At 40.0% G+C, this 23,693-nt stretch carries 26 protein-coding genes and 4 pseudogenes; 13 read left to right on the top strand and 17 right to left on the bottom strand.

What is annotated here, in order from left to right:
* Positions 1-167 precede the first annotated feature (167 nt).
* Positions 168-1,591 (bottom strand): annotated as a pseudogene (gene aspA / locus JCM21738_RS05470) (aspartate ammonia-lyase).
* Positions 1,592-1,923: 332 nt separating this feature from the next.
* Between aspA and JCM21738_RS05465 the strand changes: the two are divergent.
* Together JCM21738_RS05465 and JCM21738_RS05460 are read left to right on the top strand one after the other, a co-directional pair.
* Positions 1,924-2,898, top strand: coding sequence for a MerR family transcriptional regulator (locus JCM21738_RS05465; RefSeq protein WP_052019572.1), 975 nt, complete (start codon positions 1,924-1,926; stop codon positions 2,896-2,898).
* 392 nt (positions 2,899-3,290) lie between these two features.
* Entirely contained in the window at positions 3,291-4,187 is an 897-nt protein-coding gene (locus JCM21738_RS05460) for a glycerophosphodiester phosphodiesterase (RefSeq protein ID WP_023614160.1), read from the top strand.
* A gap of 173 nt (positions 4,188-4,360) precedes the next feature.
* On the opposite strand, the gene JCM21738_RS05455 is transcribed toward JCM21738_RS05460, so the two are convergent.
* Positions 4,361-4,981 carry a pyridoxamine 5'-phosphate oxidase family protein gene (locus tag JCM21738_RS05455; RefSeq protein ID WP_023614159.1) on the bottom strand — a complete coding sequence of 207 codons (621 nt, stop codon included), beginning with the start codon at positions 4,979-4,981 and terminating at the stop codon, positions 4,361-4,363.
* 152 nt (positions 4,982-5,133) lie between these two features.
* On the opposite strand from JCM21738_RS05455, the gene JCM21738_RS25380 reads away from it, so the two are divergent.
* The 3 genes from JCM21738_RS25380 (at position 5,134) to JCM21738_RS05445 (ending at position 6,379) form a co-directional block, all read left to right on the top strand.
* Positions 5,134-5,544 (top strand): AbrB family transcriptional regulator, encoded by a 411-nt coding sequence (locus tag JCM21738_RS25380; protein WP_243462899.1) that lies wholly within the window; start codon positions 5,134-5,136, stop codon positions 5,542-5,544.
* 70 nt (positions 5,545-5,614) lie between these two features.
* Positions 5,615-5,959, top strand: coding sequence for an AbrB family transcriptional regulator (locus tag JCM21738_RS25375; protein WP_023614157.1), 345 nt, complete (start codon positions 5,615-5,617; stop codon positions 5,957-5,959).
* A 54-nt stretch (positions 5,960-6,013) separates the two neighbouring features.
* Positions 6,014-6,379, top strand: coding sequence for a hypothetical protein (locus JCM21738_RS05445; RefSeq protein WP_023614156.1), 366 nt, complete (start codon positions 6,014-6,016; stop codon positions 6,377-6,379).
* A gap of 87 nt (positions 6,380-6,466) precedes the next feature.
* Here the strand turns inward: JCM21738_RS05445 and JCM21738_RS05440 are convergent, their stop codons facing one another.
* Positions 6,467-7,474, bottom strand: a complete 1,008-nt coding sequence (locus JCM21738_RS05440; RefSeq protein WP_023614155.1) for a DUF3231 family protein — start codon at positions 7,472-7,474, stop codon at positions 6,467-6,469.
* Positions 7,475-8,001: 527 nt separating this feature from the next.
* Here JCM21738_RS05440 and JCM21738_RS23040 point away from each other — a divergent pair.
* Positions 8,002-8,254: pseudogene (locus JCM21738_RS23040) on the top strand (PduL/EutD family phosphate acyltransferase); the annotation flags it as partial.
* A 78-nt stretch (positions 8,255-8,332) separates the two neighbouring features.
* On the opposite strand, the gene JCM21738_RS23035 reads toward JCM21738_RS23040, so the two are convergent.
* Positions 8,333-8,902 (bottom strand): DNA polymerase beta superfamily protein, encoded by a 570-nt coding sequence (locus JCM21738_RS23035; RefSeq protein ID WP_256360176.1) that lies wholly within the window; start codon positions 8,900-8,902, stop codon positions 8,333-8,335.
* Positions 8,884-9,120: a DNA polymerase beta superfamily protein gene (locus JCM21738_RS26620; protein WP_052019568.1), complete on the bottom strand. Its 237-nt coding sequence runs from the start codon at positions 9,118-9,120 to the stop codon at positions 8,884-8,886. Before JCM21738_RS26620 ends, JCM21738_RS23035 begins: the two co-directional genes overlap by 19 nt.
* A gap of 94 nt (positions 9,121-9,214) precedes the next feature.
* Here JCM21738_RS26620 and JCM21738_RS05425 point away from each other — a divergent pair, with 94 nt between their 5' ends.
* The gene (locus JCM21738_RS05425; protein WP_023614152.1) at positions 9,215-9,409 is read left to right on the top strand and encodes a CsbD family protein; all 195 of its coding nucleotides are present in this window, start codon (positions 9,215-9,217) and stop codon (positions 9,407-9,409) included.
* Positions 9,410-9,678: 269 nt separating this feature from the next.
* Here JCM21738_RS05425 and pssA read toward each other — a convergent pair whose 3' ends face one another.
* Positions 9,679-10,374, bottom strand: coding sequence for a CDP-diacylglycerol--serine O-phosphatidyltransferase (pssA, locus tag JCM21738_RS05420; RefSeq protein WP_023614151.1), 696 nt, complete (start codon positions 10,372-10,374; stop codon positions 9,679-9,681).
* Positions 10,375-10,632: 258 nt separating this feature from the next.
* Between pssA and JCM21738_RS05415 the strand changes: the two genes are divergently transcribed.
* Positions 10,633-10,983: a DUF2062 domain-containing protein gene (locus tag JCM21738_RS05415; RefSeq protein ID WP_052019567.1), complete on the top strand. Its 351-nt coding sequence runs from the start codon at positions 10,633-10,635 to the stop codon at positions 10,981-10,983.
* Between the two features lie 150 nt (positions 10,984-11,133).
* Here the strand turns inward: JCM21738_RS05415 and JCM21738_RS05410 are convergent, their stop codons facing one another.
* The gene (locus tag JCM21738_RS05410; protein WP_023614149.1) at positions 11,134-11,589 is read right to left on the bottom strand and encodes an SDR family NAD(P)-dependent oxidoreductase; all 456 of its coding nucleotides are present in this window, start codon (positions 11,587-11,589) and stop codon (positions 11,134-11,136) included.
* A gap of 179 nt (positions 11,590-11,768) precedes the next feature.
* Here JCM21738_RS05410 and JCM21738_RS05405 point away from each other — a divergent pair, with 179 nt between their 5' ends.
* A complete protein-coding gene (locus JCM21738_RS05405) occupies positions 11,769-11,987 on the top strand; it encodes a hypothetical protein (RefSeq protein ID WP_023614148.1) in 219 nt (72 codons plus the stop codon).
* A gap of 69 nt (positions 11,988-12,056) precedes the next feature.
* Here the strand turns inward: JCM21738_RS05405 and JCM21738_RS05400 are convergent.
* The 3 genes and pseudogenes from JCM21738_RS05400 to JCM21738_RS24715 form a co-directional block, all read right to left on the bottom strand.
* Positions 12,057-13,738: pseudogene (locus tag JCM21738_RS05400) on the bottom strand (glycoside hydrolase family 13 protein).
* A gap of 192 nt (positions 13,739-13,930) precedes the next feature.
* Positions 13,931-14,944 carry a LacI family DNA-binding transcriptional regulator gene (locus JCM21738_RS05395; protein ID WP_023614146.1) on the bottom strand — a complete coding sequence of 338 codons (1,014 nt, stop codon included), beginning with the start codon at positions 14,942-14,944 and terminating at the stop codon, positions 13,931-13,933.
* A 154-nt stretch (positions 14,945-15,098) separates the two neighbouring features.
* The gene (locus JCM21738_RS24715; RefSeq protein WP_035209017.1) at positions 15,099-15,263 is read right to left on the bottom strand and encodes a hypothetical protein; all 165 of its coding nucleotides are present in this window, start codon (positions 15,261-15,263) and stop codon (positions 15,099-15,101) included.
* Positions 15,264-15,386: 123 nt separating this feature from the next.
* Here JCM21738_RS24715 and JCM21738_RS05385 point away from each other — a divergent pair, with 123 nt between their 5' ends.
* Positions 15,387-15,926, top strand: coding sequence for a histidine phosphatase family protein (locus JCM21738_RS05385; protein WP_023614144.1), 540 nt, complete (start codon positions 15,387-15,389; stop codon positions 15,924-15,926).
* 6 nt (positions 15,927-15,932) lie between these two features.
* Here JCM21738_RS05385 and JCM21738_RS05380 read toward each other — a convergent pair whose 3' ends face one another.
* On the bottom strand, positions 15,933-16,496 hold the full coding sequence (locus JCM21738_RS05380; protein WP_023614143.1) for a GNAT family N-acetyltransferase: 564 nt from the start codon (positions 16,494-16,496) through the stop codon (positions 15,933-15,935).
* Between the two features lie 127 nt (positions 16,497-16,623).
* Here JCM21738_RS05380 and JCM21738_RS05375 point away from each other — a divergent pair, with 127 nt between their 5' ends.
* A complete protein-coding gene (locus JCM21738_RS05375) occupies positions 16,624-16,743 on the top strand; it encodes a DUF4023 domain-containing protein (protein ID WP_023614142.1) in 120 nt (39 codons plus the stop codon).
* An 89-nt stretch (positions 16,744-16,832) separates the two neighbouring features.
* On the opposite strand, the gene JCM21738_RS27120 is transcribed toward JCM21738_RS05375, so the two are convergent.
* Complete coding sequence (locus JCM21738_RS27120; RefSeq protein ID WP_369385649.1) at positions 16,833-17,342, bottom strand: hypothetical protein; 510 nt, start codon at positions 17,340-17,342, stop codon at positions 16,833-16,835.
* 29 nt (positions 17,343-17,371) lie between these two features.
* Positions 17,372-18,397 carry a DEAD/DEAH box helicase gene (locus tag JCM21738_RS05370; RefSeq protein WP_369385648.1) on the bottom strand — a complete coding sequence of 342 codons (1,026 nt, stop codon included), beginning with the start codon at positions 18,395-18,397 and terminating at the stop codon, positions 17,372-17,374.
* A gap of 210 nt (positions 18,398-18,607) precedes the next feature.
* Between JCM21738_RS05370 and JCM21738_RS05365 the strand changes: the two genes are divergently transcribed.
* Positions 18,608-18,982: a nucleotide excision repair endonuclease gene (locus tag JCM21738_RS05365; RefSeq protein ID WP_023614140.1), complete on the top strand. Its 375-nt coding sequence runs from the start codon at positions 18,608-18,610 to the stop codon at positions 18,980-18,982.
* Positions 18,983-19,010: 28 nt separating this feature from the next.
* Here JCM21738_RS05365 and JCM21738_RS05360 read toward each other — a convergent pair whose 3' ends face one another.
* From JCM21738_RS05360 to JCM21738_RS05345, 4 genes and pseudogenes are all read right to left on the bottom strand, one after another.
* Positions 19,011-19,610: a response regulator transcription factor gene (locus JCM21738_RS05360; protein WP_023614139.1), complete on the bottom strand. Its 600-nt coding sequence runs from the start codon at positions 19,608-19,610 to the stop codon at positions 19,011-19,013.
* Positions 19,607-20,746 (bottom strand): sensor histidine kinase, encoded by a 1,140-nt coding sequence (locus tag JCM21738_RS05355; protein WP_023614138.1) that lies wholly within the window; start codon positions 20,744-20,746, stop codon positions 19,607-19,609. Before JCM21738_RS05355 ends, JCM21738_RS05360 begins: the two co-directional genes overlap by 4 nt.
* Before the next feature lie 121 nt (positions 20,747-20,867).
* Positions 20,868-21,899 (bottom strand): annotated as a pseudogene (desA, locus tag JCM21738_RS26615) (Delta(5) desaturase DesA).
* Positions 21,900-22,226: 327 nt separating this feature from the next.
* Positions 22,227-22,502, bottom strand: coding sequence for a replicative helicase loader/inhibitor (locus tag JCM21738_RS05345; RefSeq protein WP_035209011.1), 276 nt, complete (start codon positions 22,500-22,502; stop codon positions 22,227-22,229).
* 134 nt (positions 22,503-22,636) lie between these two features.
* Between JCM21738_RS05345 and JCM21738_RS05340 the strand changes: the two genes are divergently transcribed.
* Positions 22,637-23,467, top strand: coding sequence for an SDR family oxidoreductase (locus JCM21738_RS05340; RefSeq protein ID WP_023614135.1), 831 nt, complete (start codon positions 22,637-22,639; stop codon positions 23,465-23,467).
* Positions 23,468-23,693: the final 226 nt, after the last annotated feature.

Here is a 23,693-nt window from a genome sequence, read left to right as displayed (position 1 = left end):
CTCCTCCTGTCTTAAGATGCAGATTTGTTGTTGGCAATTACCCTTTCTTTAAGAGCTTAATTCCCCTTTGTCCAGCAAAAAAACAGTTTTAAATGTTTTTTTCATAATTTAGACTAAAACTTATTATCATGAAAAAAGCCGTTGTCCTGGGACAACGGCTTTTACAATCAGTCTTTATTCAGCAATTCTTCCCCTGCTATACCAGGGTTGGTCATTTCATATGGGTTCAGGATCAAATCTAGCTCTTCTTCTGTAAGCACATCATAAGCAAGGCAAAGTTCCCTTACAGATTTTCCTGTCAGGATTGCTTCCCTTGCAATTCTTGATACCGCTTCATATCCAAGGTGAGGATTGACAGCGGTGATAATTCCTACACTTCTTTCCACATCTTTTTCGAGCTTCTCTTTGTTCGCTTCAATCCCTACGAGACAATGGTCAGTAAATACCTTAAAACCATTGTTCATGATGCTGATCGATTGGATCAAGTTGAAAATAAGCACTGGTTCCATGACATTCAACTCAAGCTGCCCAGCTTCGGAAGCAAGACAGATCGTATGGTCGTTTCCAATAACCTGGAAGGCAACCTGGTTGATGACCTCAGGCATGACCGGGTTCACCTTGCCAGGCATGATGGATGAGCCTGGCTGTCTTGAAGGAAGGAAAATCTCGTTGAAGCCCACTCGAGGACCTGACGCCATCAATCGTAGGTCGTTGGCTATTTTCGACATATTCATCATGCATACCTTCAAGGCAGCAGACACAGTTGTATAAGCATCGGTATTTTGTGTCGCATCCACTAAATGATCAGCATTCCTTAATGGATATCCGCTGATTTCAGAAAGGTGGAGGACAACATTTTTGATATATTTTGGATTGGCATTAAGCCGGTCCCTACAGCGGTCGCTCCCATGTTCACTTCAAACAGGTGGCCGCGCGTATGCTTGATTCTGTCAATATCCCGCTCGATTACCCTTGTATATGCTTCAAATTCCTGGCCGAGACGGATTGGCACAGCGTCCTGCAAGTGTGTCCTGCCCATTTTAATGACTGCATCAAATTCCCTTGCTTTCTGTGAAAAAACATCGCGCATGACCTGCATAGTATCCAATAGCTTGTCCAAAAGTGAAAGCACAGAAATGTGCATCGCAGTAGGAAATGCATCATTTGTCGATTGTGCCATGTTTACATGAGAGTTGGGGCTTAGTGTGAAATAATCCCCTTTCTGCTCACCAAGCAATTCCAGCGCTCGGTTAGCAATTACTTCATTCGTGTTCATGTTGATGGAAGTTCCTGCGCCTCCCTGAATGGGATCCACGATAAACTGTTCATGCCATTGTCCCTGGATGATTTCATCAGCAGCTTTTACAATGACCTCCCCCAGGCCGCCGTAAAGCCTTCCTGTTTCCATATTGGCGAGTGCCGCTGCTTTTTTCACCATAGCCATTGCCTTTATGAGTTCACTGTGGATTCTGTATCCAGTAATCGGGAAGTTTTCCACCGCCCTTAAAGTTTGAATGCCATAGTACGCATCCGCTAATACTTCCTTCGTACCCAGAAAATCCTTCTCAATTCGGACTTTAACCTCAGACATTTTCTACCCCTCCAAAAACCGTTAAATGTTCGTATTGTTCCTAAAATATGTATTGTGGGAAATCATTTTCCGACATTTTTTTGTTGCTTTTATCCCCCTTAGCCTAAATATTGGCCTACATGACTATTGTAAATCAAAATGAAGAAATCATCACGATTAATGATAATTTCCTGAATGAATGTTTGCGAACACTGTATGTTTTCAGGTTGTTATGCTGAAATACCACTACTTTTGATAGCTTTTGTCACCATGCAGGAAAACAGGAATGTTCTTGCTGAATTGTAATAGGACATCGAATTTATCATAAACCAAAACAGAAAGGAATGTGCAGGATGACTGACACTCAATTCATGAAGGCATATACAATCAAAGAGGTGTCCAAAAAAATTAATGTTCCGTCTGGCACCATTAGACAATGGGAAAAAGACCTTGCAGGGTTGCTGATTGTCCCAAGAACGAAACAAGGTGCAAGATTTTATACGGATATTGAAATAGACCAATTGATGAAGATAAAACAAATGCGTGATAAAAATCTAAGCAAAGAAATGATTCGTGATCTTTTACAAAGGCATATGAGTTCTGATGCGAATTCCGTTCAATCTTCAAATGAAAACACCCTAGCAGTAAAGACAACTTTGCCAGCCGCCTCACCGGCAGACAGCTCAAATGATTTTGATACTTTTATGTTGGAAATGGAACAATATAAGGAGAACTTGCTTGAAGAAGTAAAAGCAGAGATCAGGAACGGCATTCGGAAGGAAGTTCTGGAGGAAGTAAAAAAAGAAATCTCCAAGGGGACTTTTACAACAGTAAAAACTCTTTCAGATTCTATTTATAAAACAGGAGAAAAAACCAATGAACAAATATTGGTGCTTTCTGAAACAGTTGCCAAAAGCTCGGAAGAAAGTTCCGAACGTCTCGGAACCATATCTTCAGAGCTTACGAATGTTTCGAAAGGCACTTCCGAAATCAGTAAGAACCTCGCAAAAGTTTCTAAAGGTACGACAGAAATGTTCAGCAAGCTTTCAGATTCTGTAACTAAAGCTTCTCAGAGTACGACTGATAAAATAACGAAGCTCACCGAGAGTGTTGCGAAGATTTCAAAAGGTACTTCTGAAAAAATAAATGCACTATCTGGCAGTCTTTCCAATGTCTCGAAGGGTACTTCCGAACGAATTGCATCTTTGACATCTAGTATGACTAAAACCTCAAAAGGCACGAATGAAAAAATTGTAAAACTAGAAAGTACAGTCAGTAAGCTGTCATCCGGTACAAATAAGGAATTATCACTTTTGGCGAAACGCTAAATGAGACAACCGAGACAGTTTCCGAAGAGTTTAAAATACTTGCGGATTATGTTTCAAATAGTCGTGAGACAACAAATCAGGAGCTATCTAATTTAAACGAGGTCATTAATCAGGAGCGCGACTATTTTGTCCGCACCCTACAAAGTGAACGAGAAGAGTTACGACGGGAGATCAGGCAGCGGGACGAAATATTTAAAAATATGGTCGATAGCTTCAGGGAGACGGCAGCTTCGAAACAATCAAAACGAAATTGGTGGAAGGTTTGGAAGTAGTTTTCTTTTTTAATGACATATAACTCGAAAAGATGTAAATAATATTTACACTTAAGAGCCACCCGGTTTTACAGATCTCCATTAACAATGCAGGAAATACTTTTGGGAGGGAAATTGGAGATGGTGAGATATATTCGCTGGATGGCAATCACATCATTGGTCATTTACTTATCAGGAGCATCATCAGATTTTGCTATAGCGAAGATCTCCTCAGATTACGGGCAAATAAAGGCAATAAACATCTCTCATCGTGGTGCCTCAGGCCATGCCCCCGAACATACATTGCAGGCCTATGAACTAGGTAATGTCATGAATGGCGATTACATTGAAGTCGACCTTCAAATGACGAAGGATGGAGAATTAATTGCACTCCATGACGAAACAATTGACAGGACCACGGAGAAAAAGGGTCTGGTCAAAAATCTTACTCTCAAGGAAATAAAGAAAATTGATGCAGGTTCGTGGTTTAATGAGGCTTTCCCTAAAAAAATGAGTACCGAGTATTCGGGGCTTCAGATCCCTACCCTGCGCGAGGTGCTTGATAGGTTCAGTCCAGACTCGAAGTTTTTCATTGAAACAAAATCGCCTGAAGTCTATCCTGGAATGGAAGAAAAACTAATAAGTATACTGAATGAATACAATCTCACCGGTGCCCATCATACATTTGGAAATGTTGTTGTTCAATCATTCAGTGTAGAAAGTTTAAAGAAAGTCCACCAATTAGATGAGTCGATTCCATTGGTTCAGCTGTTGTCCTACTACGCTCCAGCGGTCATCACCGATACTGAAGTAAGCAAAATCAAAGAATATGCAGTTGGGGTTGGATTGCATTATACGGCAGTTAGTCCTGGATACATTAAAAAGGTCACAGATTCTGGATTAATGGTTTTCCCTTATACTGTCAATGAAAAGGAAGATATGGACATGCTTCTGGATTGGGGAGCGACAGGAATGTTTACCAACTACCCCGACCGATTGGACGAAGTCATACAAAGCAGAACATCAAAAGAACCGTAAATCTTATCAAGACATAAGCTGCCTTTTGGCAGCTTTGTTCGCTTAATAATGAGACTTGTTATACATGCACCCTTATAGGGGGTGAACTTCTCTCATAAGGGCCTATTTAGTGACTAAATGCACCCCTATATGTTGCGAACTTCACTCATAAGGGCTTAATTATTGGTATCTTCTCAATAAAGTCTATTTTTATATCCTTCTTCCAACCGCTTCTTTATATCAGCTTCTGAGGATCCAGGAAGCTTGGAGTGTGCTGCCAATATTTCTGCACCGGATGGCAATGTGGATGAATCTGCCCAGCTTTCAGGATTCCATAAACCGGACCGCTTTAATGCTTTTCCGCATTGTATATAGCATTCCTCTACTTCTACTACGATTCCAAGCAGAGGATTCTTGCCGCCGGCTTTCATTCTTTCTAGTAGCTCCGGCTCCATTGTCAAACTGGCCTTCCCATTCACTCTCAACGTTTCAGCCATCCCAGGTATAATGAATAACAAGCCTACTCTAGGATTGGACAAGATGTTTTTCAATGAGTCCATTCTCTTGTTACCGGGACGGTCTGGAATCACAATCCGGTTTTTGTCCAGAACGAGCACAAAACCAGGTGCATCTCCCCTCGGAGAGGCGTCTGTGTACCCGTTTTCGTCAGAGGTGGATAAAACAAGAAATGGTGATTGGTCTATGTAGTTACGGCAGTGTTCGTCTACGAAAGATATAACCTTCCTTTTGGCCAGCTCACTAGGCTCCCCGTACAATGTCCTTAATTCTTCAAAACTATTAATTACATGATTCATTAAATCATCTCCCAATGTTAGTTTTCCTTAATTTATATCTAAAGACGAATAAACCAGTGTAAGGCTGATATCACTTCCAACTAGTAAAAATAATATGCTAGGATGGTATTGCCACTATTTGGATGGCGAAAAATATTATAGAAGGTGCAGCTTTGAAATTAACCGTAAGTACAAGTTCATTTATATTTGCATTTTTGGTAGCCTTGTCTGGTGGTTTGGTGTTTTCATTTTTATCAATTCCGGTTCCATGGCTGCTCGGACCGATGTCGGCAATCCTGATTGCTGATCGCTTCAAAGGCTTAACACTAAGTTGGCCGAGAGCCTTAAGAGATACAGCGTTAATACTTATTGGTTATTCAATCGGGCTCTCATTTACACGATCCTCTGTAGAGAATATTATAGAAAACCTTCCAGCAATGCTGATCTTAACGATGATCCTGGTAGCATCTGCTGCCTTGATGTCTAAAGTTATTTCTAAGCTGTCAGGAGTTGATTATCCTACAGTATTGACTGGCAGCATTCCAGGCGGATTGTCACAAATGATCATTTTGCCGAAGAAATGAAAGGGATTGATGTCACAACGGTTACCTTGGTCCAACTCTGCCACCTTCAGTCATGGATGCTTCACAAGTGATGATAGGCGGCTATATTGGTATGTTATTAAAACCTGAGAAATTAAAGAAGAAAGTATCCACCATCATTCTCGCTTTGTTGAGTGGCTTCTTGCTTGTACTCGGATCTTTGGCGTTAAGCTTCTTTTTATCAGACGCTTTAGACATCAATATAGTTACAAGTTTTCTTAGTTTGGCGCCAGGTGGAATGGATCAGATGGGGATAATTGCTCATGAGGTAAAGGCTGATTTGTCAATTGTTTCAGGATTTCAGCTATTCAGGCTATTCTTCATATATTTTGCAGTTCCTCCGATTTTAAGGTGGTATTTCAAACGAAAAATAAACAGCAAAGTGGATTCTCTTTGATATTCCCGGGTATATTAACTAACATCTAAAAAATGCTTAGATGGAGGAATGAACTTGAACATATCGTTTAATAATTTGCTTAATAAAGCAAAAACAACTTTAAATCAGGCATTTGGTCACGCGAAAGAAACCCTTTATTCCATCACAGGATCATCGTCAGCATCTGTTCAGCAAATAGCTGACTTCGTAAGGAATCATCCTGATGTGAAAGTTGTAAAGAAAGAATACTTAGGTGTTACCATCTCATTTTTTGAACTCGTCCAAGGCAAAATGAGATACTATCTTGAGACAAATAATTCAAAGATTTTGCAGCTTGATGTCCATTCCCATAATCACACTGTGTTAGCGTACCGGTCATACCGTGATCAATTATCAGTAGATACACCAGTTAAGTTTCCAGATCTGCAAAATGCAAAATAAGCAGCGAGTGCTCCTCACTATTAGTCGAATAAAATACTAAATATAAGGGTGTCCCAAATTTATATGGGACACCCTATTTTCAGTTCTTTATGTCATCCCGGACAGCTGGTCTCGATCGTCAGCCATTGGAGGTTCCTCCAACCATGAGTTTTTGATCATGATATTGGCTCCATCTTCAGCATACAACGCAATTTCAGGAATCAGCGAAGCATATTTCAGCCCAATATCCTTGCGTGGGCTTGCTGCGATAGCGACACCATAATTCCCGATCCCTGCTGCGATCATTGCTGAGACATGGAATAAGATCAATTTATCTGAAAATACTTGTGTAGTACTATCTGTTACTGCTGAATCCCAAAACATGGGGGCCGGAATGTCATTATTCTTAAGAATATCACAGAACAAATCGACATGTTTTTGAGCGATTTTTTTCCCTCTCTGCAAATACCCCTTGACCTCTTTATCCTGAGCCACCTGGATGAATCCCATGATCAGTGCCTTTCCTATTTGGTTGGTTTGTATATTCATGAACAAATGTGTCATTTCTACTGAGGTAAGTGCCCGTCTCCTGCTTTTAATCCCAGATAAAAATTTTTGTTTTTCAACAAAGTCAACCTTATCTGGGACTGAAATAAATGGTGGCCTTATGTATGTTCCTTGTTCCAGCATTGCCTCCCTTGTCAAATCCTGCAGTCCAATCGCAGATTTCAATACACTTTTATGAAAGTTAATCACATCAGGCCGCGTTCCAAGACCGATTGCCGCAGTATTTGCTGCCATTCCAAGAATGGACATATGCCTTAGATACATCATTACGAATGTATCGGAAAAAAGCCGTGGAGAATGGATATTCACATCTTTCTTTGTGAAACCAATTGGGTAGGGAAAATCTTCACGATCAAAAATCTCTTTTAAAAGTGAAATGTTTTTTTGTGATGCGCCGAGAGCAAACTCCACGATTTCCTTTACCTTTTTGTCGTCTAAGTTGTTCAGGAAATAACTCAAAACACAAACAGAGACTGTATCATTTATATATTGCGACCACAAACTGGACATTTCGGCCGCAGTCAGGCGGATTTTTGTCTTGTCCTCCATTTTTACACCCCAATGCACTAATGATAACTTTATCTTTCCTTACTTGCCGATAATTATTTCAAAATTTGCCTGAGTTAAAGATGAATGGAGAATTATTCTGTTAAAAGCGGACAGGAGCTGTAATCAACAAGCATAATAAAAACATCCTATCTATTTTACAAAAAGATAGTAAAATAGAAGTATGATCCAAATGTAGGAGTGAGCAAGCTGAGCGCGATTTTTTTATTAATCATTGCAGCTGTTAGAATATCACTGACAGCAAATTTATTAAGATTTCATGTAAGCGTTTTTTTAATCAACTGATTTTCTCTGCTGCATTATTGATCCTGGTTGAGACTGCTGTTTATTTTTATGGAAGTAATGAATTAAGCTGGACTATTCTCTTATTTATCGCGACCGCGGGTTATTCTTTCAAGTTAATTGGGTGGATTGTTGCAGCCTTAATTAGTGTTCTTATCGTTTATTTACATACGGAAGGGTTCCCTTTGGCAGCTCTCCCCGTTTATCTGGTAACCGGGTTCCAAAAAGGAATCGGAAAGGAAAAGCCCAATGGTAAAAAGCTTTCACAGCCAGGGTAATTTGCTGCGAATGAAACAGTAAGAGTCATTGGTCAAAAAGGGGAATTTTCCGCAGTCAGGATTCTTGGTCCGTTAAGGAAGTTTACTCAATCAAGTACTTATAAGGGTGAAAGATTCCTACGCTCTTGATATGCACATTGATACTGATGAAGCTAACGCGGCTGGCCTGCGAACTGGTGACCAGGTTGAAATAATGAAATAAAAATGGCCGGAACTGCATCATAAGCAGTCCGGCCAAATTCATTTGAATTACAGAGAACACTTACAAACAAAAAGCGGATTACTCCCAGACTTCCTTAAGTGTTACTTGAAATAATTCGTTAAGTTCTTTTGTAGGGTCGTCAAGTTTTTGACTTGCAAATTTAGCATAACTGGCAAGCAGTTCAATTTCTTGTTCTATGAAGTCATTAAGAATCATGTTTTTCTCAGTTAAATATTGTTCCCCGCTTTGTTTCTTCCAAAGTAAGTCCTTCACTTCCCTTTTTACAAGTGCGTTTTCTAATATGCTTAAAAGTTCCGTGAAATCGACTGGTGGTATTTGCCTATGTATTTGTAACCATTTAGCTGACAGGATTGACCTGAGAATATATAGATATACCTTCCCCCTCCACTCCTTCTTCTTTTTAAGCTCATTGAAATTTCTTTTTGCCAGGTTTAGGTGATGGTTTATGTATGGTACTTGCGAAATGACTGAATCCTGCATCAACTTTAATTTTTCGACCAGGCAAGTGTTAAGGAAATATACATGTTTGGAATTAAGCCATTCGAGCAAGGAAGGATTAGATTTGCGGAATAGCCTGAGTGTTTTGGTAAGTTCCCATCCGACGACATCTAATTTGGGATCAACAATAATGGATAGCGGATCTTTTTTGGTATTTCGATAACATCCCTATGCTGATCTATTGATAAATACCAATCTTTTTTATGAATATAAATGAAGCGGATATCATAATCACTGTCTCCTGAAGCAAATCCCAGCGCTCTGCTCCCGGCGTCACATGCATAAAGTATTTTTACCTCATATTCTTTTTCAATTTGACTCAATACAGTCATGATATGATCCTTCATTTCAGATTCCCCCCTTTCATCATATACACTTAATAGTTTGCCATCAATCTTAAAGGGTATAAAGGAATATACCTAAATAAAGGAGGCCAAAATTATGAATGACAAGCAATCAAAAGGCGCATTTGACCAGGTGAAGGGTGAAGCCAAGAAGCAATTCGGCAAACTGACCGACAATGAATCTATGGAAGCTGAAGGCCGCCTAGATAAGGGAAAAGGAAAACTGAAAGAAACAGCTGGTGATATAAAAGAAGACGTATCACGTGCATTTAACAACTCGTCCAGAAATTAATAAACATTAATGTGAAAAGCCTTTGCTGAAATAGCAAAGGCTTTTTAACTTTGTAAGAAAGTATACAGTTTTCCCACTAAGATTAGTGTCTAGCTCCAGCGTCTAGCCAGTTTTCATCCTGAAATTGCTTCCGGGAGTATCTTGCGAGAAGCGTTAGCTTGGAGCAGCTCGAGTCGTTTCGGTCCTGCCAATGAAGTCAAAGAACGACTTCACTGTCAGGACCTCCAACGCTTGTCGGAGCTGCCCAAGACGCTTACGCTTTTCTTATACTAATCAATATTATTCTTATTTTTTCCCTTTACAAATCGATAGGCCAAATACGCTACATAGAGCGGAGTTGCGATATAAATCAAGTAAGGAAATTGGCTGTATGTCCCTTTCCAAATGACGAACAACAATGATCCGAGGAAAATTGTCACGATTGTTCCATACTTAGGGAGCGGAACTTCCTTGAAGCTTGGAATCCTGATTCTGCTTACCATTAAGAAACTCAGTGCCGTAAAGACAACTGTAGTAACGATATTTGGAATCAAATTACCAAATAACGTGAGGATGGCCATAATTCCGCCAGCGGCGGTGATAGGCACCCCAATAAAGTAATTAAGCGAAGATTTATCAGTACTGATATTGAACCTCGCCAGGCGATAAGCTCCGAATAACGGGAATAGTCCCGCTACCATCAAGCCCAATAATCCGAATTGATAAAAGTATGTATAATAAACCAGGAACGATGGCGCTACACCAAATGTGACAATATCTGCCAGTGAATCAAGCTCCTTACCGAGCTGGCTGTCCGCTTTAAGCATCCTCGCCAGCCTTCCGTCCATGCTGTCCAACATCATGCCTATTAAAATTAATATCGCTGCATTGTTGAATTGGCCGTTAGCCGCAAATCCAATTGATAGAAAACCGCAATACAGATTCCCAAGCGTGAACATATTGGGAATCATTTTTGTAAACCGCATCAGTTGTCATCACTCTCCGAACTTTTTCTCAATTCTGCTTATGCCTATTTTTACCCCAGTCACCTAATAATCATGTTTATTTTATTATAGAATCGCCGAAAATATAGTTTAACTATATCATTTTTTCTCATTATGAGTAGAGGTTAACGAGAAAATTCTTTTCTGAAATTCAAAGAATATATCTGCATGGAAGTAATTTGACAAAGAGGGTATTAAAATGATTCATCAAATTGTATACTAATTTGGGGCTGGTGAATTATGATCAATAAGAACTTGCGTAGACTAAAATTCCTTCTTATAAAATTATTTAGAATAAAAGAGAACGCACATAATGTATCTTTAGGGTTTACCCTTGGTTTTTTAATCCACTTCATCCCATCATTCGGCATGGGGCCTATACTTTCGACCGTGGGGGCCAAACTCTTCAAAGGGAATCCGATAGCCGGTTTCATTAGCGGTGTAGCACTCATTTGGCTTTTCCCGTTCTTATTTTATTTGAATGTTATAGTCGGTGAAACCCTTTTACCTTATGGTATCTTTCCCTCGGCAGCGGGTTTGCCCTCTCATGGATTAGATGCCGTAATCCATTTAGGTGCCGTTTTTTCATAGGAATGATCATTAATATCATTCTTTTCGGGATGGTTGTATACTATCTCATTTATACAATCATGAGAAAATACCGAATAAGCTTTCTTACTATAGTAAAAAAATGGGAAATAAAAAATAAGGAACGGAAAACACAATGGGTGGTTCCGTTCCTTATTTTTTCCTAGAATGGCCAGCTTCTGAAGTTACATTTATAACTGATCCTTCACCTTGTATAAGCATCGCAGGTAGTACCCTTCTTGTTATCATGAAAGGGCTGATGCTGTTCACCTTGATGACTTCAGCGAAATCTTCCTCAGGATAATCCATCAGTAGTGGCATTGGACTGGGCCCCAGGATTGAGGCGTTATTGATCAGGACATCAATTTGTCCGAATGTTTCAAGTGTCTGGGCAACAAACTTTTCAGCTTCGCGCGGCACCGATACATCAGCTGTTATTGCCAGCACCACTGCCCCATAAGATTCCGCTTCTTTTTTTACTACTTCAAGTTCTTTTTCCCTTCGAGCGCAAACAGCCAGCTTCGCGCCACCCTTTGCGAACCTAAGCATCAGTGCTTTTCCTAATCCCTGGGTTACACCTGTAATCATTACTACTTTATTTTTTATCATGTTCAACTTCCTCCTTAGTTTTCTTCTTGTTTTTATCTTAAGATTTTGAAGAAAACCATACCTCATAGAGAAGCTTGATATTTTCTACGACTTTAGTCTAAGTTTTATACATTTTGATAAAAAAGAACAAAAAGCGCAAGCGCCTCGTTCAGCCCCGACAAGCGCTGGAGGGCCGACCAGTGAAGTCGTTCTTTGACTTCATTGGGCGGACTGAAATCGAAATGTATAGCCGACTGTTCAGAAACGCAGAAACTGGAGACTCCGACAAAGAAGCGCTTTTTGCTTCTGCCGGCGGAGTTGAAGTTTCGGAGTTTCTAGGAGGCGAAACTAGACATGCGACTCGAGGGGCTAGGCGCTGGAGCTGGATTAAGAAAACCCATTATAGTTATCTACATTGAAAACATTTTATAATTTCCTTAATTTCCTAATCCATAAAAAAGGCTGCAAAATAGCAGCCTTTTAAAAGATTAATCCTGGATCAGGTATACAATTGCTTCATACGGCTTCAATGAAATGGAAGATCCGTATTCTGTGTTTACTTCATAATTTGAAATTAATATTGTATTTTTCTTGCCTTGCAGGTCAGCCGGAACATCAAAGATCTGATTCTCATTTGTAAAATTCAATAAGACAAGTAATTTTTGCGAATCCAGTGTTCTTGTATAAACATATAAACTCTCATCCTCAGGAACGAGAATGTCATAGCTGCCATGGACAATGACCGGTTGCTCTTTACGAAGATTGATTAGCTTTCGGTAATAGTGGTAAATGGAACTTTCATCTTCCACAGCTTGCTTTGCATTAATTGCCGTATAGTTTGGATTTACCTGAAGCCATGGGCTACCGGTCGTAAATCCTCCATGTTCGCTATTATCCCATTGGAAAGGAGTCCGGGCATTGTCGCGTCCTTTTACATAGATCGACTCCATCACCTTCGCAGGATCTTCTCCATTTTGGTTCACTTTCTCGTTGTACATATTAAGGGTTTCAATATCCTTGTACTCTTCGATGGAATCAAATCGTACATTTGTCATCCCGATTTCTTCCCCTTGATAAATATAAGGAGTTCCTTTCAGCATATGAAGGAAAGTTCCAAGCATTTTGGCCGACTCCACCCGGTATTCCTTATCGTCACCGAATCGTGATACCATCCTTGGCTGGTCATGATTATTAAGGTAAAGGCTGTTCCACCCAATATCTTCGAGACCCTTTTGCCATTTAGTGAAGTTGTTTTTTAAATCGGTTAGCTTAAGAGGTTTAAGATCCCATTTTCCTCCAGGACCTGAATCCAGGTCCACATGCTCGAATTGGAATACCATATTCAATTCGTTTCTGGAATCATCTGTGTAAAGCTTAGCCTCTTCAACATTGGCACCCGGCATTTCACCCACTGTCATTACATCATATTGAGCAAGTGCTTCTCTATGCATTTCCTGCAGGTAATCATGAATTTTAGGACCATTCATGAAATATCTGCTTCCAGAAACATATTTTTTCCCTTCAGGGTTTGGAGCATCAGGAAGGCCATCTACTTTCGAAATGAAGTTGATAACATCCATCCTGAACCCATCTATGCCTTTATCCAGCCAGAATTTCATCATGTCATACACTTCCTGGCGAAGTTTAGAGTTTTCCCAATTCAAATCCGGTTGTTTTTTACTGAAAATATGCAGATAGTACTCCCCGGTATTTTCATCGAACTGCCAGGCTGAACCACTGAATGTTGACTGCCAGTTATTCGGTTCTTTTCCATCCTTTCCAGGTCTCCAAATGTAATAGTCACGATATGGATTATCTTTCGATTTTCTAGATTCAACAAACCACTGGTGTTCATCAGACTATGGTTAACGACAAGGTCCATGATCAGCTTCAAACCTCTGTCATGCATTTCTTTTAATAGAAGCTCCCAGTCTGCCATCGTTCCAAAATCATCCATGATTTCACGATAATCACTTATATCATAACCATTATCATCATTTGGAGACTTGTAAACTGGTGAGAGCCAAATGACATCTACTCCCAGGTCTTTTAAATAGTCAAGCTTTGAGATGATCCCAGGAATATCACCAATCCCGTCGCCATTGGAATCCATGAAGCTTCTCGGATATATTTGATAAATGACTGATTCTTTCCACCAATGCTTTTTCAAAAAAACCACTCCAAACTAATTTCTTTAGTAAAAGGCTCTCTTATTTAAAATTTGTTGCTATCATGAAAGTTAATTCATTCCTCATTCAAAAATCTCCCTAAAAGAGCTCCTATTCCAAGATAAATATGGGTATCAGAATGAGTCTGCGAAGAAAAAATCAATGTTATGACTGTCTTAGTAAACGTTTACGCATCATGTAAGATTAACTTTTTTCACGCTTTCCCGTTCAATAACAGAGTGAGACATAATCCTGCTTTCAACTCTTCTACCTTGGTTCATCATCGTAAATAGCATTTCTGCTGCAACAATACCCATTTCTTCCAATGGCTGAGCAACTGTTGTAAGCGGCGGAATCGCCATCTCTGCAATAGGTAAATTATCATAGCCGATTATTGAAAGGTTCTCGGGTATTTTAATGCCAAGCTTATAAGCAGCAGATATCGCTCCTAGGGCCAATGCATCGCTGGCGGCAAATAATGCAGTCAAATCCGGGGATTGTTCAAGGAGTCTCCGCAAACCAGTAAAACCATCATTAAATGAAAATCCATTTGAGTGGATTATATTTTCATCTTTAATGGCTAGTCCTCTTTGAGCTAACGCTTGCTTAAAGCCGTCTATTCGCGGCTGGCCAGCTATTATGTCATCTTTATTTCCACTGATCATTCCGATTTTACTATGCCCCATTTTTACCAAATAATCAGTCGCGGTGAAGGCCGCATGTTTATCATCAACTTTTACGTAAGGCAATGGATACTGATAGGATTCAGTCGAGATAAGAACAACCGGTACCTGCATTGACTCAATCTTTTTATAATACTCTTCAGTTATCATTTCACTAACAAACAGGATACCGTCAATCCTTTTTTCGGTTAAAAGCTGTAAGTACTTCATCGTTCTCTGTCCATGTGATGCCGTATTGCAGACAATCACGCTCGAATCGAGACGATGGGCTGCTTCTTCAACACCTCGAAGGATTTTGGAAGAAAATTGGCTCGAAACTTCTGGGAAAAGGATTCCTATTGTATTGGATTTATTACTGATTAAACCTCGGGCAAATGCGTTTGGCTGGTAGCCTAGCTCTTTTATCGCAAGATGGACTTTATCTTCTGTTGCTTTTGAATAACCGCCCTGACCATTGAGGACCCTTGATACAGTAGCAATCGAGACATTTGCATGTTTTGCTACGTCTTTTATGGTATAACTCATTAACTATCAAACCCTTTACGTAAACGTTTACGTTTCCGACTTAATAATATAATGGTTTAAGCATAATATCAACCTTGTTTCGATTAAAAGTTGAATTTTAGACTCTACTTAAAGAAAAACTTGAAGGCTCAAACCTTCAAGTTAACTTTAGTTATTACTTCTGATTTTCTTGTTTCACTTTTGCTGGAATGGGTCTCACATCTCTCACATCGGTGTTAATCCCGGTTAATACATCACGATCAAACTTACTGCGTTCTTTCCCCGCACCAGGCATAGTATTAGCCATTGGCAGCTGTTCAAGTTCTTTTCCTCTTGGCAATCTATACACCTCCTACTTTTAAAGTTCCTATTTTCGCTTGAACTATCCCGGATAATTCTTGAAGGTATTCGGGAGACATCTGGTGAATTAATAACAATACTACATTGATTAGGGTGATTAAAAATGAAAATCGGATTGTTACGTCATTTTAAAGTCTCATTGGGCTATCCAAAAAAGCTTGTCACCTCCCAAGAGCTTCTTATTTGGCAACAGGAGTATAATGAATCAAGAATCGAGGAAGTTGATATCGATCATCAGGGACAAAAGTGGACTAAATGTTACTCAAGTGATTTAGAGAGAGCGAAAATTACTGCATCCAGGGCTTTTGAAGGAAATATTATTCTCTTTGAGGACTTGCGGGAGATGTCACTATACCCAGTCATGCATACCGAAATGCGCCTGCCTCTCTGGCTTCATGTCACTTTAATCAGACTTGCCTGGTTTTTGGGACATAAATCACAAAAGGAAAGTAAAAAAGAAGTCATCTCGCGTATAAACAGAGTGTTGGATGAAGCACTAGTTCAGGGTGAGGATATTTTGATTGTCGGCCACGGTGGAATCATGATGTTCATGAGGAAGGAGTTACTAAAAAGAGGATTTTCAGGCCCCAAATTTAATAGGCCTGAAAATGCCAAAGTTTATATTTTCGAAAAAGATATCTAAAGGCGCTCAAAGTGAAGCGTCCTCTTTTATAATTGAATACATCTTTACGTCATGATGGACACCTTTGAAATAAATAAATTTTCTTAAGATGCCTTCGAATTTCATTCCAGCTTTTTCCATAACACGTTCTGAACCTTTGTTTGTAACAAGGGCTTTTGCCTGAATCCTTACTAATTCCATTTCATTCATTCCGTATCTTATCAACTCTTTGGCTGCTTCCGTTGCAATTCCTCTCCCCCAGTATTCCATGGAGAGAGCGTAACCGATTTCTGCAGTTTTATGTTGTGGCTGCCAGGAAACAAAGTCAACGGTGCCAATAAGTTTGTTGTCCTCTTTATAGTGGATGCCCCACGGAGCAATTTTCCTTTCTTTATATAGAGAAAGAATCCTTTTCACATATTCCTCAGTGGCCGCCCTTGTTTCATGCGCTTCCCAGAAGACATATTTTGATACCTCCGGGTTGGAAGCATAAATATGTATATCATCAATATCCTCCCGCCTGATTTTCCTTAAAATCAGGCGCTCTGTTTCTAGCTGCGGCAGATTTTCATAAATATCTTCAATTCGCAATTTTAATCACTCCAGACATTCTTGAATATAATCATTATTTTACTATAACGGTGTTTAAATTACATGAATGAATTGAATCGGTAATGGAAAAAGTAACGACGAGTCATTTATAACAGGAGGTACTGTAATGGAGAATACCCACGAATTTGTTCAGAAGCTTCATGATAAACAGAGGAAAGACGAACAAAATAAAAAGAGGCAGGGAAAAGAAAATCCAAGCGACAAGCTTCCAAATAAACAACATTAACATAAAAGCGGAAGCGCCTTGGTCAGCCACGACAAGCGTTGCTTGAACACTAAAATAGACCGCATATCCGTGGTCTATTTTAGTGTATACTACCTGCTCCTTCGGTTTCTTGAACCGCTACTTTTTGTTGTTCGGCTTCCAGGTGAGCTGGAGTTCCTTCTCTCTCTTCCCAGTTCCTGATGTTTAGGTTTTTCTCGACTTCTTCGTTCATCACCAAGACGGGTTGAAGGATTTTCCGTATTTCTTCCACCCGTACGAGGTGAACTTAATTGCTGTCCTTCAGGAAAGCTTCTTCGTTCATGCCTTGATGATGGCTGTTCCCTATCCCTAAGGACCGGCCCGCCGTACCGAGCTTCACGTCTATCTTCTGTTCGTCTCCGGGAAACTGGCTCTTTACTTATTTTTTCACCCCGGTGATCCCTCTCAGGCTTTTTATCATTTCGTCTTCTGGATCTGGAATTCTTTCCCTTGTAATCACCTGATCTCCGCTTGCTTTTATTACCGGCATTATTTTCATCTGTTCGGGTTACACCTTTTTTTGTGTTCCCCATATTTTTCTTTTCGATTCTAATATTGAGCTCCGTTTCAATCTGGTCCAACAACGGTCTATCTTTTGGCGAATAAAACGTTATCGCGAGCCTTCACTTCCTGCCCTGCCCGTGCGGCCGATTCGGTGGATGTAGCTTTCTGTATCCAGAGGGATGTCATAATTGAGAACATGTGTGACTCCTTCAACATCTAGCCCCCTTGCCGCAATATCGGTAGCAATCAGGTATTGAATTTTTGCTTCACGGAACTTTTTCATGACCTGTTCCCTTTTTGCCTGAGAGAGGTCTCCATGCAGCTCATCACAATTGATATGGTTTGCTTTCAAAGCGTCATTCAGCTTGCTGACCCTTCTTTTCGTCCTGCAGAAAATCACACCTAAAAACGGCTGATACAAGCTAAGTGATTCTATTAAATCATTTTGTTTTGCCCTGTCGGTTGTGCTAATGGCAATTTGTTTGATGTTTTCGAGCGGAGCCTGGGTTTTCTCAACCTGGATGTATTCAGGCTTGTACATATGTTGTTTAGCCAACCTTTTGATTTCGTTCGGCATTGTCGCGGAAAAGAGTAATGTTTGCCTTGTTTTGGGGGTCTGCTTGATTATTTCTTCGACCTCGTTCAAGAACCCGATATGAAGCATTTGATCTGCTTCATCAAGTACAAGAAAAGCTGCTTTGGAAAAATCGACTGTTTCCCTGCGGATATGGTCAAGCAATCTTCCAGGGGTACCGATGACGATATGGATGTTTTTCTTTAGCTTTTTCAGTTGTGATTCGACATCCTGTCCCCCGTAGACAGCAAGAACATTTATTCCATCTTTTCCCTCAAGCAGTTTTTTAACTTCATGGGTAATCTGCAACGCAAGCTCTCTTGTAGGTGTAACGATCAGTGCCTGAATATATGATTTCTCGATATCGATTTTCTCCAGGATTGGCAGAACGAAAGCAAAGGTTTTCCCTGTACCCGTCTGTGACTGCGCAATGACATCCTTGCCATTGAGCAAGAACGGTATTGCCTTCGCCTGAATTGGTGTAGGCTCGGAAATTCCCTGTTGGTTTAGTGTGTCTGCAAGCTGTTCTGAAATACCTAAAGATCTAAATTGATTCAAATTCAATCCCTGCTTTCTTTAATAGGCTGAATTATACCAGCCATCCTTCTCATTATTGCTTTTTGGGCAAGAAAATATCAAGTTTTATATTGATTGAAGCTTATCCATTTTGGGGTCAGGCACTTTCTGTTTGGGTAAAATAATAATATGTGGATTTTCATATTTGGCTGTGGTACGATTTACTAATTGAAGAATAGGAAGTGATTATTAGTGATTAAGATTGAACTGCCTGCACCAGATGTAGTCATTACACGAAGCAAGCAATTAGGTGAAAAGGTTGAAGCGGTCATCAGCAGTGAATATGGTTTTACCGATTACCACAGGATTCCAAGGGATAAAGGCGGGATCATCATGTTCTTCGACGCAGACGATGAATTGATGTTTGTGGGGAAAGCGCGTAAGCTTAGACCTCGCGTAAAAAAACATTTCGAGGATAATGTTTCCCCTATTAAAAACCATCGTCATGAAGTCAATAAGATTGCTGTCATTACCGTGGTCGATCCTATAGACAGAGAAATCTATGAAACCTATGCAATCAACGTACTTAAAGCAAAGTACAATATTGATAAGGTATTTTATAAATAAATAGAGCCTGATTTTCAGGCTCTTTTTACTATTTAAACCATCCTTTTTCCTTTGACTGAGTGATTGCTTCAATCCTGTTGGTAACTTGTAGCTTATCCAGGATTGTTGAAATATAATTTCGTACTGTGCCTGTCGTGATACTGAGTTGACCCGCGATTTCCTTCGTATTTTTCCCATCGGCTACAAGCTCAAGCACTTCCATTTCCCGATCAGTCAACGGATTTTCTTCACTGTATACATCGTCCATGAGTTCGGGTGCGTAAACACGTCTTCCACCCATTACACTGCGAATCGAACTTGCAAGCTCCTCAGACGGGCTATCCTTCAGCAAATACCCACTCACACCAGCTTTCAGCGCTCGCTGAAAATATCCAGAACGTGCAAATGTCGTTAGAATTATAATTTTGCATCCCAGCCCCTTCAATTCTTCAGCCGCTTCCAGGCCAGTTTTTCCAGGCATTTCAATATCCATTACGCAGATATCCGGCTTAAGCTCTTTCGCAAGCGCGACAGCTTCCTCTCCATTGCTCGCCTTTCCCACGACTTTCATATCATTCTCAAGATTCAACAGGGAGCCTAATGCTCCCAGCAGCATGCGCTGGTCCTCCGCGATGACAATCCGAATCATACCAGGTCCTCCCTGCCAGTTTGTTTTAATACTTTAGGTATCCTTATTAACAGAGTCGTACCGTCCCGAGAAAATATATCAAGGGTGCCATTCACGAAATCGAGACGTTCTCTCATGCCATGAAGTCCACTGCCCTTATATAGGTCCTCATCTGTTATATTTCCGACCCCATTATCGCTTACTTCTGCAACCAATTCCTTCTCTGTTTGCTTTATGGAGATGCTGCAGGTTGATGCTTCACTATGCTTTACTATGTTCGTAACTGCTTCTTTTAAACACATGCTCAGAATATTTTCTGACAGCAAGGATACATTGTTGAGATTGAATTCCTCTTCATCCCAGATAAACTTGATCTCAGCAGCATTTAACATTTGGCTGACATGTACCAATTCGTCGCGGACCCGGATCCCCCTCATTTCGGCAACCATTTTTCTCACTTCATTTAGTGCGGTCCTCGCCGTCTGCTGGACATCCTTCAATTCTTCTTTTGCCAGTTCTGGATCTTTATTGATTAACTTCCGTGCTAAGTCACTTTTGAGTCCTATCAGGGACAATTTTTGACCGAGGGTATCATGTAAATCACGGGCAATCCTCTGTCGCTCTTCAATTTTTACCAAATCTGAAATCCGTTTGTTCGCATCCTCCAGTTTCTCTTCCAACTCTCCTCTTTCATTTCTGTTATGGATACTAAACGGTAGTAGTATGACACCGATCCATACAATCACAATGATTGGCAGCTGTCTGATGAAAAAGTCCTCCTTAAGGACAATTTCTAAGTTAATCACGATTGATGTTCCTACCAGATGGATGAAATATAGTACAAGGAATGGAATCCGGTCTTTAATATTCCCGATAAAATACGCGATAAAAAAAGCGAAATATATGTAACTGAACAAACTTGTTGACGCTATGGAAATTCCTATTAAAATACCAGTCCAAAGATAAACCGTCCAGCCTTTCGAAACAAAGGCCACCCAGTAGACGAGAAAGAACAATAGAGTCAGAATGATGCCGACCACTTTGCCGATTGTTGTTGGTTGCTGCCATATGAAGTAAAAAGGCAATATACCAAGAATCGTCCAAATGTATGGTGATATCCCCGTACTTCTAAGTGAATTGAGAAATTTTTTAATCATATCAGAACCTCTGCTTTTTATCTAACTGATTTTATTTTAACATAAGAAAATTTGTCAGCTCACAAAAAATTACTCCCCTTATCCCTGGAGTGATCCGATCCTGGAATAAGGGGAGTTGATTTTATAGTTCAGGCTTTGTCTGAGTCGTCAATTTACTGTTTCGCTCATATGCCTTCATTTCCTTGAAGCTGATAAACTGCTTTTTCCGTTCATCCCATAAACGGAATTTCAGCGATGTTAAACTTGTAGAAAGTGTTATTGTCGGGACATTCTGTAAAGGCTTCGTATTCTTGTGGACATCTTCAAGTTTATAATTGGGAACTCGGGCTTAGATGGTGTACATGGTGATATCCAATGTTGCCTGTTATCCACTGGAGTACCTTAGGCAGTTGATAATAAGAGCTTCCTTCTACCGCAGCTCTCACGTATTCCCAATCTTTATCAGCTTCGAAATATGAATCTTCGAATGTATGCTGTACATAGAATAGCCAAATGCCAAACATTCCAGCAATGAAGAATATTGGACCTTCAACCATTAAGAATGCCTTCCAGCCAATTGCCCAAATCATAAGACCAGAAATTCCGAAAATCAACACATTCGTTAAATAAGTGTTCAGGCGCTCCTTCATCCTTGCACCTTTACGATTAAAACGGTTCGTGATCAAAACGATATAAATCGGCCTAGTACAAACATCACAAAAGGGTTACGATACAGTCTGTACGCGAGTTTCGTCCACATTGGGGCAGCCATATATTCATCGACTGTCAGGACCCAGATGTCCCCTGTCCCTCGCTTGTCCAAGTTGCTGCTCGTTGCATGATGAACAGAATGTTCATGTCCCCATTGGCTATAAGGGAACAATGTCAAAACTCCTGTGAGTGTACCAACCACTTTGTTTGCTGTACGATTTCTAAAGAATGAATGGTGCGTACAGTCATGGAAGATAATGAAGATCCTGATCATGAAACCAGCTGCAAGGACAGCAATTCCAATAGTTAATAAATAGGAAATCTCAAGGCTTTGGTAGGCCAGAAACCATAAAACTAAAAATGGAATGACCGTATTGATTATTTGAATAATACTATCTTTAATGTTAGAGCTTTCATAAGGGGCGACCTGTTTTCTAAGTTCTTTTGCGTTGTGATTTGCCATCTTGATATAAATTCCCCTTTCGGATTTGTTAGTTAACCAAATTATAAATAAGGGAAATGATTCTGTGCAGTAGCAGGTGTCATGTATGACACATGACAAATGTCATGTTTCGATAAAACCCTTCCCTAAAACCCTGATTTATCAATGTTTTACTCATTAAGACCAGGTAATAATATTTGTTGATAATTTTTTATACAACGTTAACTGGTGGAAACTTTTCTAAATGCCCATTACCTCCTTTAACTAATGAATCTTAATTTTCATCTGAAAAATTACCCGACTTATCGAATATCAAACGCAATTATTAGTTTTCTCACTAAAAATTTGCTATTTGCAAAAATCTTTTGTCTTTTCTGGTCTAATTGAATATTCCTCTAACCACTCAAAATGTATGCCATCATTAGAAGATTTCCCTAAGATCTCCTTTACTGCGGGAGGAAAGGGATTACTCCTTATATGAACGGCCAGGTTATTTAACACCTTGCTGTAATCCATTGACTCACATTTGGCCATCCACATAAGAATCGTTTCACTCTTCAATGTTATAAGCGGATAAACTTTTTCAATGAGATTGAGGACTTTGAGCGCTTCTAACTTCGTCATAAGCATGCTCCTTTTCATGGAAAATCCACAGTATTAGATTTTTTCCATGAATGCTAGAAAGATACATAAGTTCATATTCAAAATAATTTTTTAACTGTAATATAGTAAAAAAGACAGTTAAGAAGGTGAAATATTTGAAAACAGCCATTGTAACAGGCTCCTCAGGCGGATTTGGTGAATTGATCGCCATCGAGTTGGCAAAATCAGGTTTTCAGGTGATCGCAACAATGAGAAACCTCAATAAAAAAGGACACTTGCTAAAACTAGCAGCCGCTGAAAATGTGGCAGATAAGATAATTGTTTTTCCATTGGATGTTACTATGCAAGAATCAATCGAGAAATTTAAAGTGTTTGTGCAATCCCTTGTTTCTGTAAATGTGCTCGTCAACAATGCGGGATATGCTCAGGGTGGATTTTCTGAGGAACTTACAGTGGATGAATATCGAAGTCAATTTGAAACGAACTTCTTTGGTGTTATTGCTGTCACGCAGGCTGTCCTTCCCGTCATGCGCAGGCAGAGATCGGGTAAAATCATCAATATGAGCAGCATCAGCGGCAGATTTGGATTCCCCGGGTTGTCTGCCTACGTTGCATCAAAACATGCTCTTGAAGGATACAGCGAAAGTTTAAGGCTCGAGCTAAAACCCTTTGGAATTGATGTAATCCTTATCGAACCGGGTTCTTACAAAACAAACATCTGGCAAAGCATCGAAAATGTATCACTGCCAAATGATTCACCATATGAATTGCTGAAGGATTCGATAATGAAAACATTAACAGCCGGGCAAGATTCTTATGGAGATCCACTCGATGTTGCCAGGCTTGCAGCAACAATTGCTTTAAATGAAAGCACACCAAACCTGAGGTACCCTATCGGACAAGGAGTCAAGACCATGCTTCAATTAAAGAACTATCTCCCTTGGAAAACAATCGAAAGAATCGTATTGAAAAAATTAAAGTTATAATGCGCCCAGCGACTTTAATCATATTTTTAATGCTTGAACTCTTAATAAGGCGTGCTTAGATTTTATAAGCATCTTATGAGGACTAAAAACGGCGCATAAGGGTACGATTCTTCCCTAATTGTACCCTTATAGGGACCGGTCACCCTGCATAAGGGTACGATTCCACTCTAATTGTACCCTTATAGGGACCGGTCACCCTGCATAAGGGTACGATTCCTCCCTAATT

The organism is Mesobacillus boroniphilus JCM 21738 (genome assembly GCF_000517385.1).
Taxonomy (GTDB): domain Bacteria; phylum Bacillota; class Bacilli; order Bacillales; family Cytobacillaceae; genus Mesobacillus; species Mesobacillus boroniphilus.
This window is presented reverse-complemented; position numbering and strand designations above follow the sequence as displayed.

Coding starts and splice junctions, on each gene's coding strand:
- JCM21738_RS05465 (WP_052019572.1), top strand. CDS start 1,924: ATGACTGACACTCAATTCATGAAGGCATATACAATCAAAGAGGTGTCC.
- JCM21738_RS05460 (WP_023614160.1), top strand. CDS start 3,291: ATGGTGAGATATATTCGCTGGATGGCAATCACATCATTGGTCATTTAC.
- JCM21738_RS05455 (WP_023614159.1), bottom strand. CDS start 4,981: ATGAATCATGTAATTAATAGTTTTGAAGAATTAAGGACATTGTACGGG.
- JCM21738_RS25375 (WP_023614157.1), top strand. CDS start 5,615: ATGATAGGCGGCTATATTGGTATGTTATTAAAACCTGAGAAATTAAAG.
- JCM21738_RS05440 (WP_023614155.1), bottom strand. CDS start 7,474: ATGGAGGACAAGACAAAAATCCGCCTGACTGCGGCCGAAATGTCCAGT.
- JCM21738_RS26620 (WP_052019568.1), bottom strand. CDS start 9,120: ATGAAGGATCATATCATGACTGTATTGAGTCAAATTGAAAAAGAATAT.
- JCM21738_RS05425 (WP_023614152.1), top strand. CDS start 9,215: ATGAATGACAAGCAATCAAAAGGCGCATTTGACCAGGTGAAGGGTGAA.
- pssA (WP_023614151.1), bottom strand. CDS start 10,374: ATGCGGTTTACAAAAATGATTCCCAATATGTTCACGCTTGGGAATCTG.
- JCM21738_RS05415 (WP_052019567.1), top strand. CDS start 10,633: ATGATCAATAAGAACTTGCGTAGACTAAAATTCCTTCTTATAAAATTA.
- JCM21738_RS05410 (WP_023614149.1), bottom strand. CDS start 11,589: ATGATAAAAAATAAAGTAGTAATGATTACAGGTGTAACCCAGGGATTA.
- JCM21738_RS05395 (WP_023614146.1), bottom strand. CDS start 14,944: ATGAGTTATACCATAAAAGACGTAGCAAAACATGCAAATGTCTCGATT.
- JCM21738_RS05385 (WP_023614144.1), top strand. CDS start 15,387: ATGAAAATCGGATTGTTACGTCATTTTAAAGTCTCATTGGGCTATCCA.
- JCM21738_RS05375 (WP_023614142.1), top strand. CDS start 16,624: ATGGAGAATACCCACGAATTTGTTCAGAAGCTTCATGATAAACAGAGG.
- JCM21738_RS05360 (WP_023614139.1), bottom strand. CDS start 19,610: ATGATTCGGATTGTCATCGCGGAGGACCAGCGCATGCTGCTGGGAGCA.
- JCM21738_RS05355 (WP_023614138.1), bottom strand. CDS start 20,746: ATGATTAAAAAATTTCTCAATTCACTTAGAAGTACGGGGATATCACCA.
- JCM21738_RS05345 (WP_035209011.1), bottom strand. CDS start 22,502: ATGACGAAGTTAGAAGCGCTCAAAGTCCTCAATCTCATTGAAAAAGTT.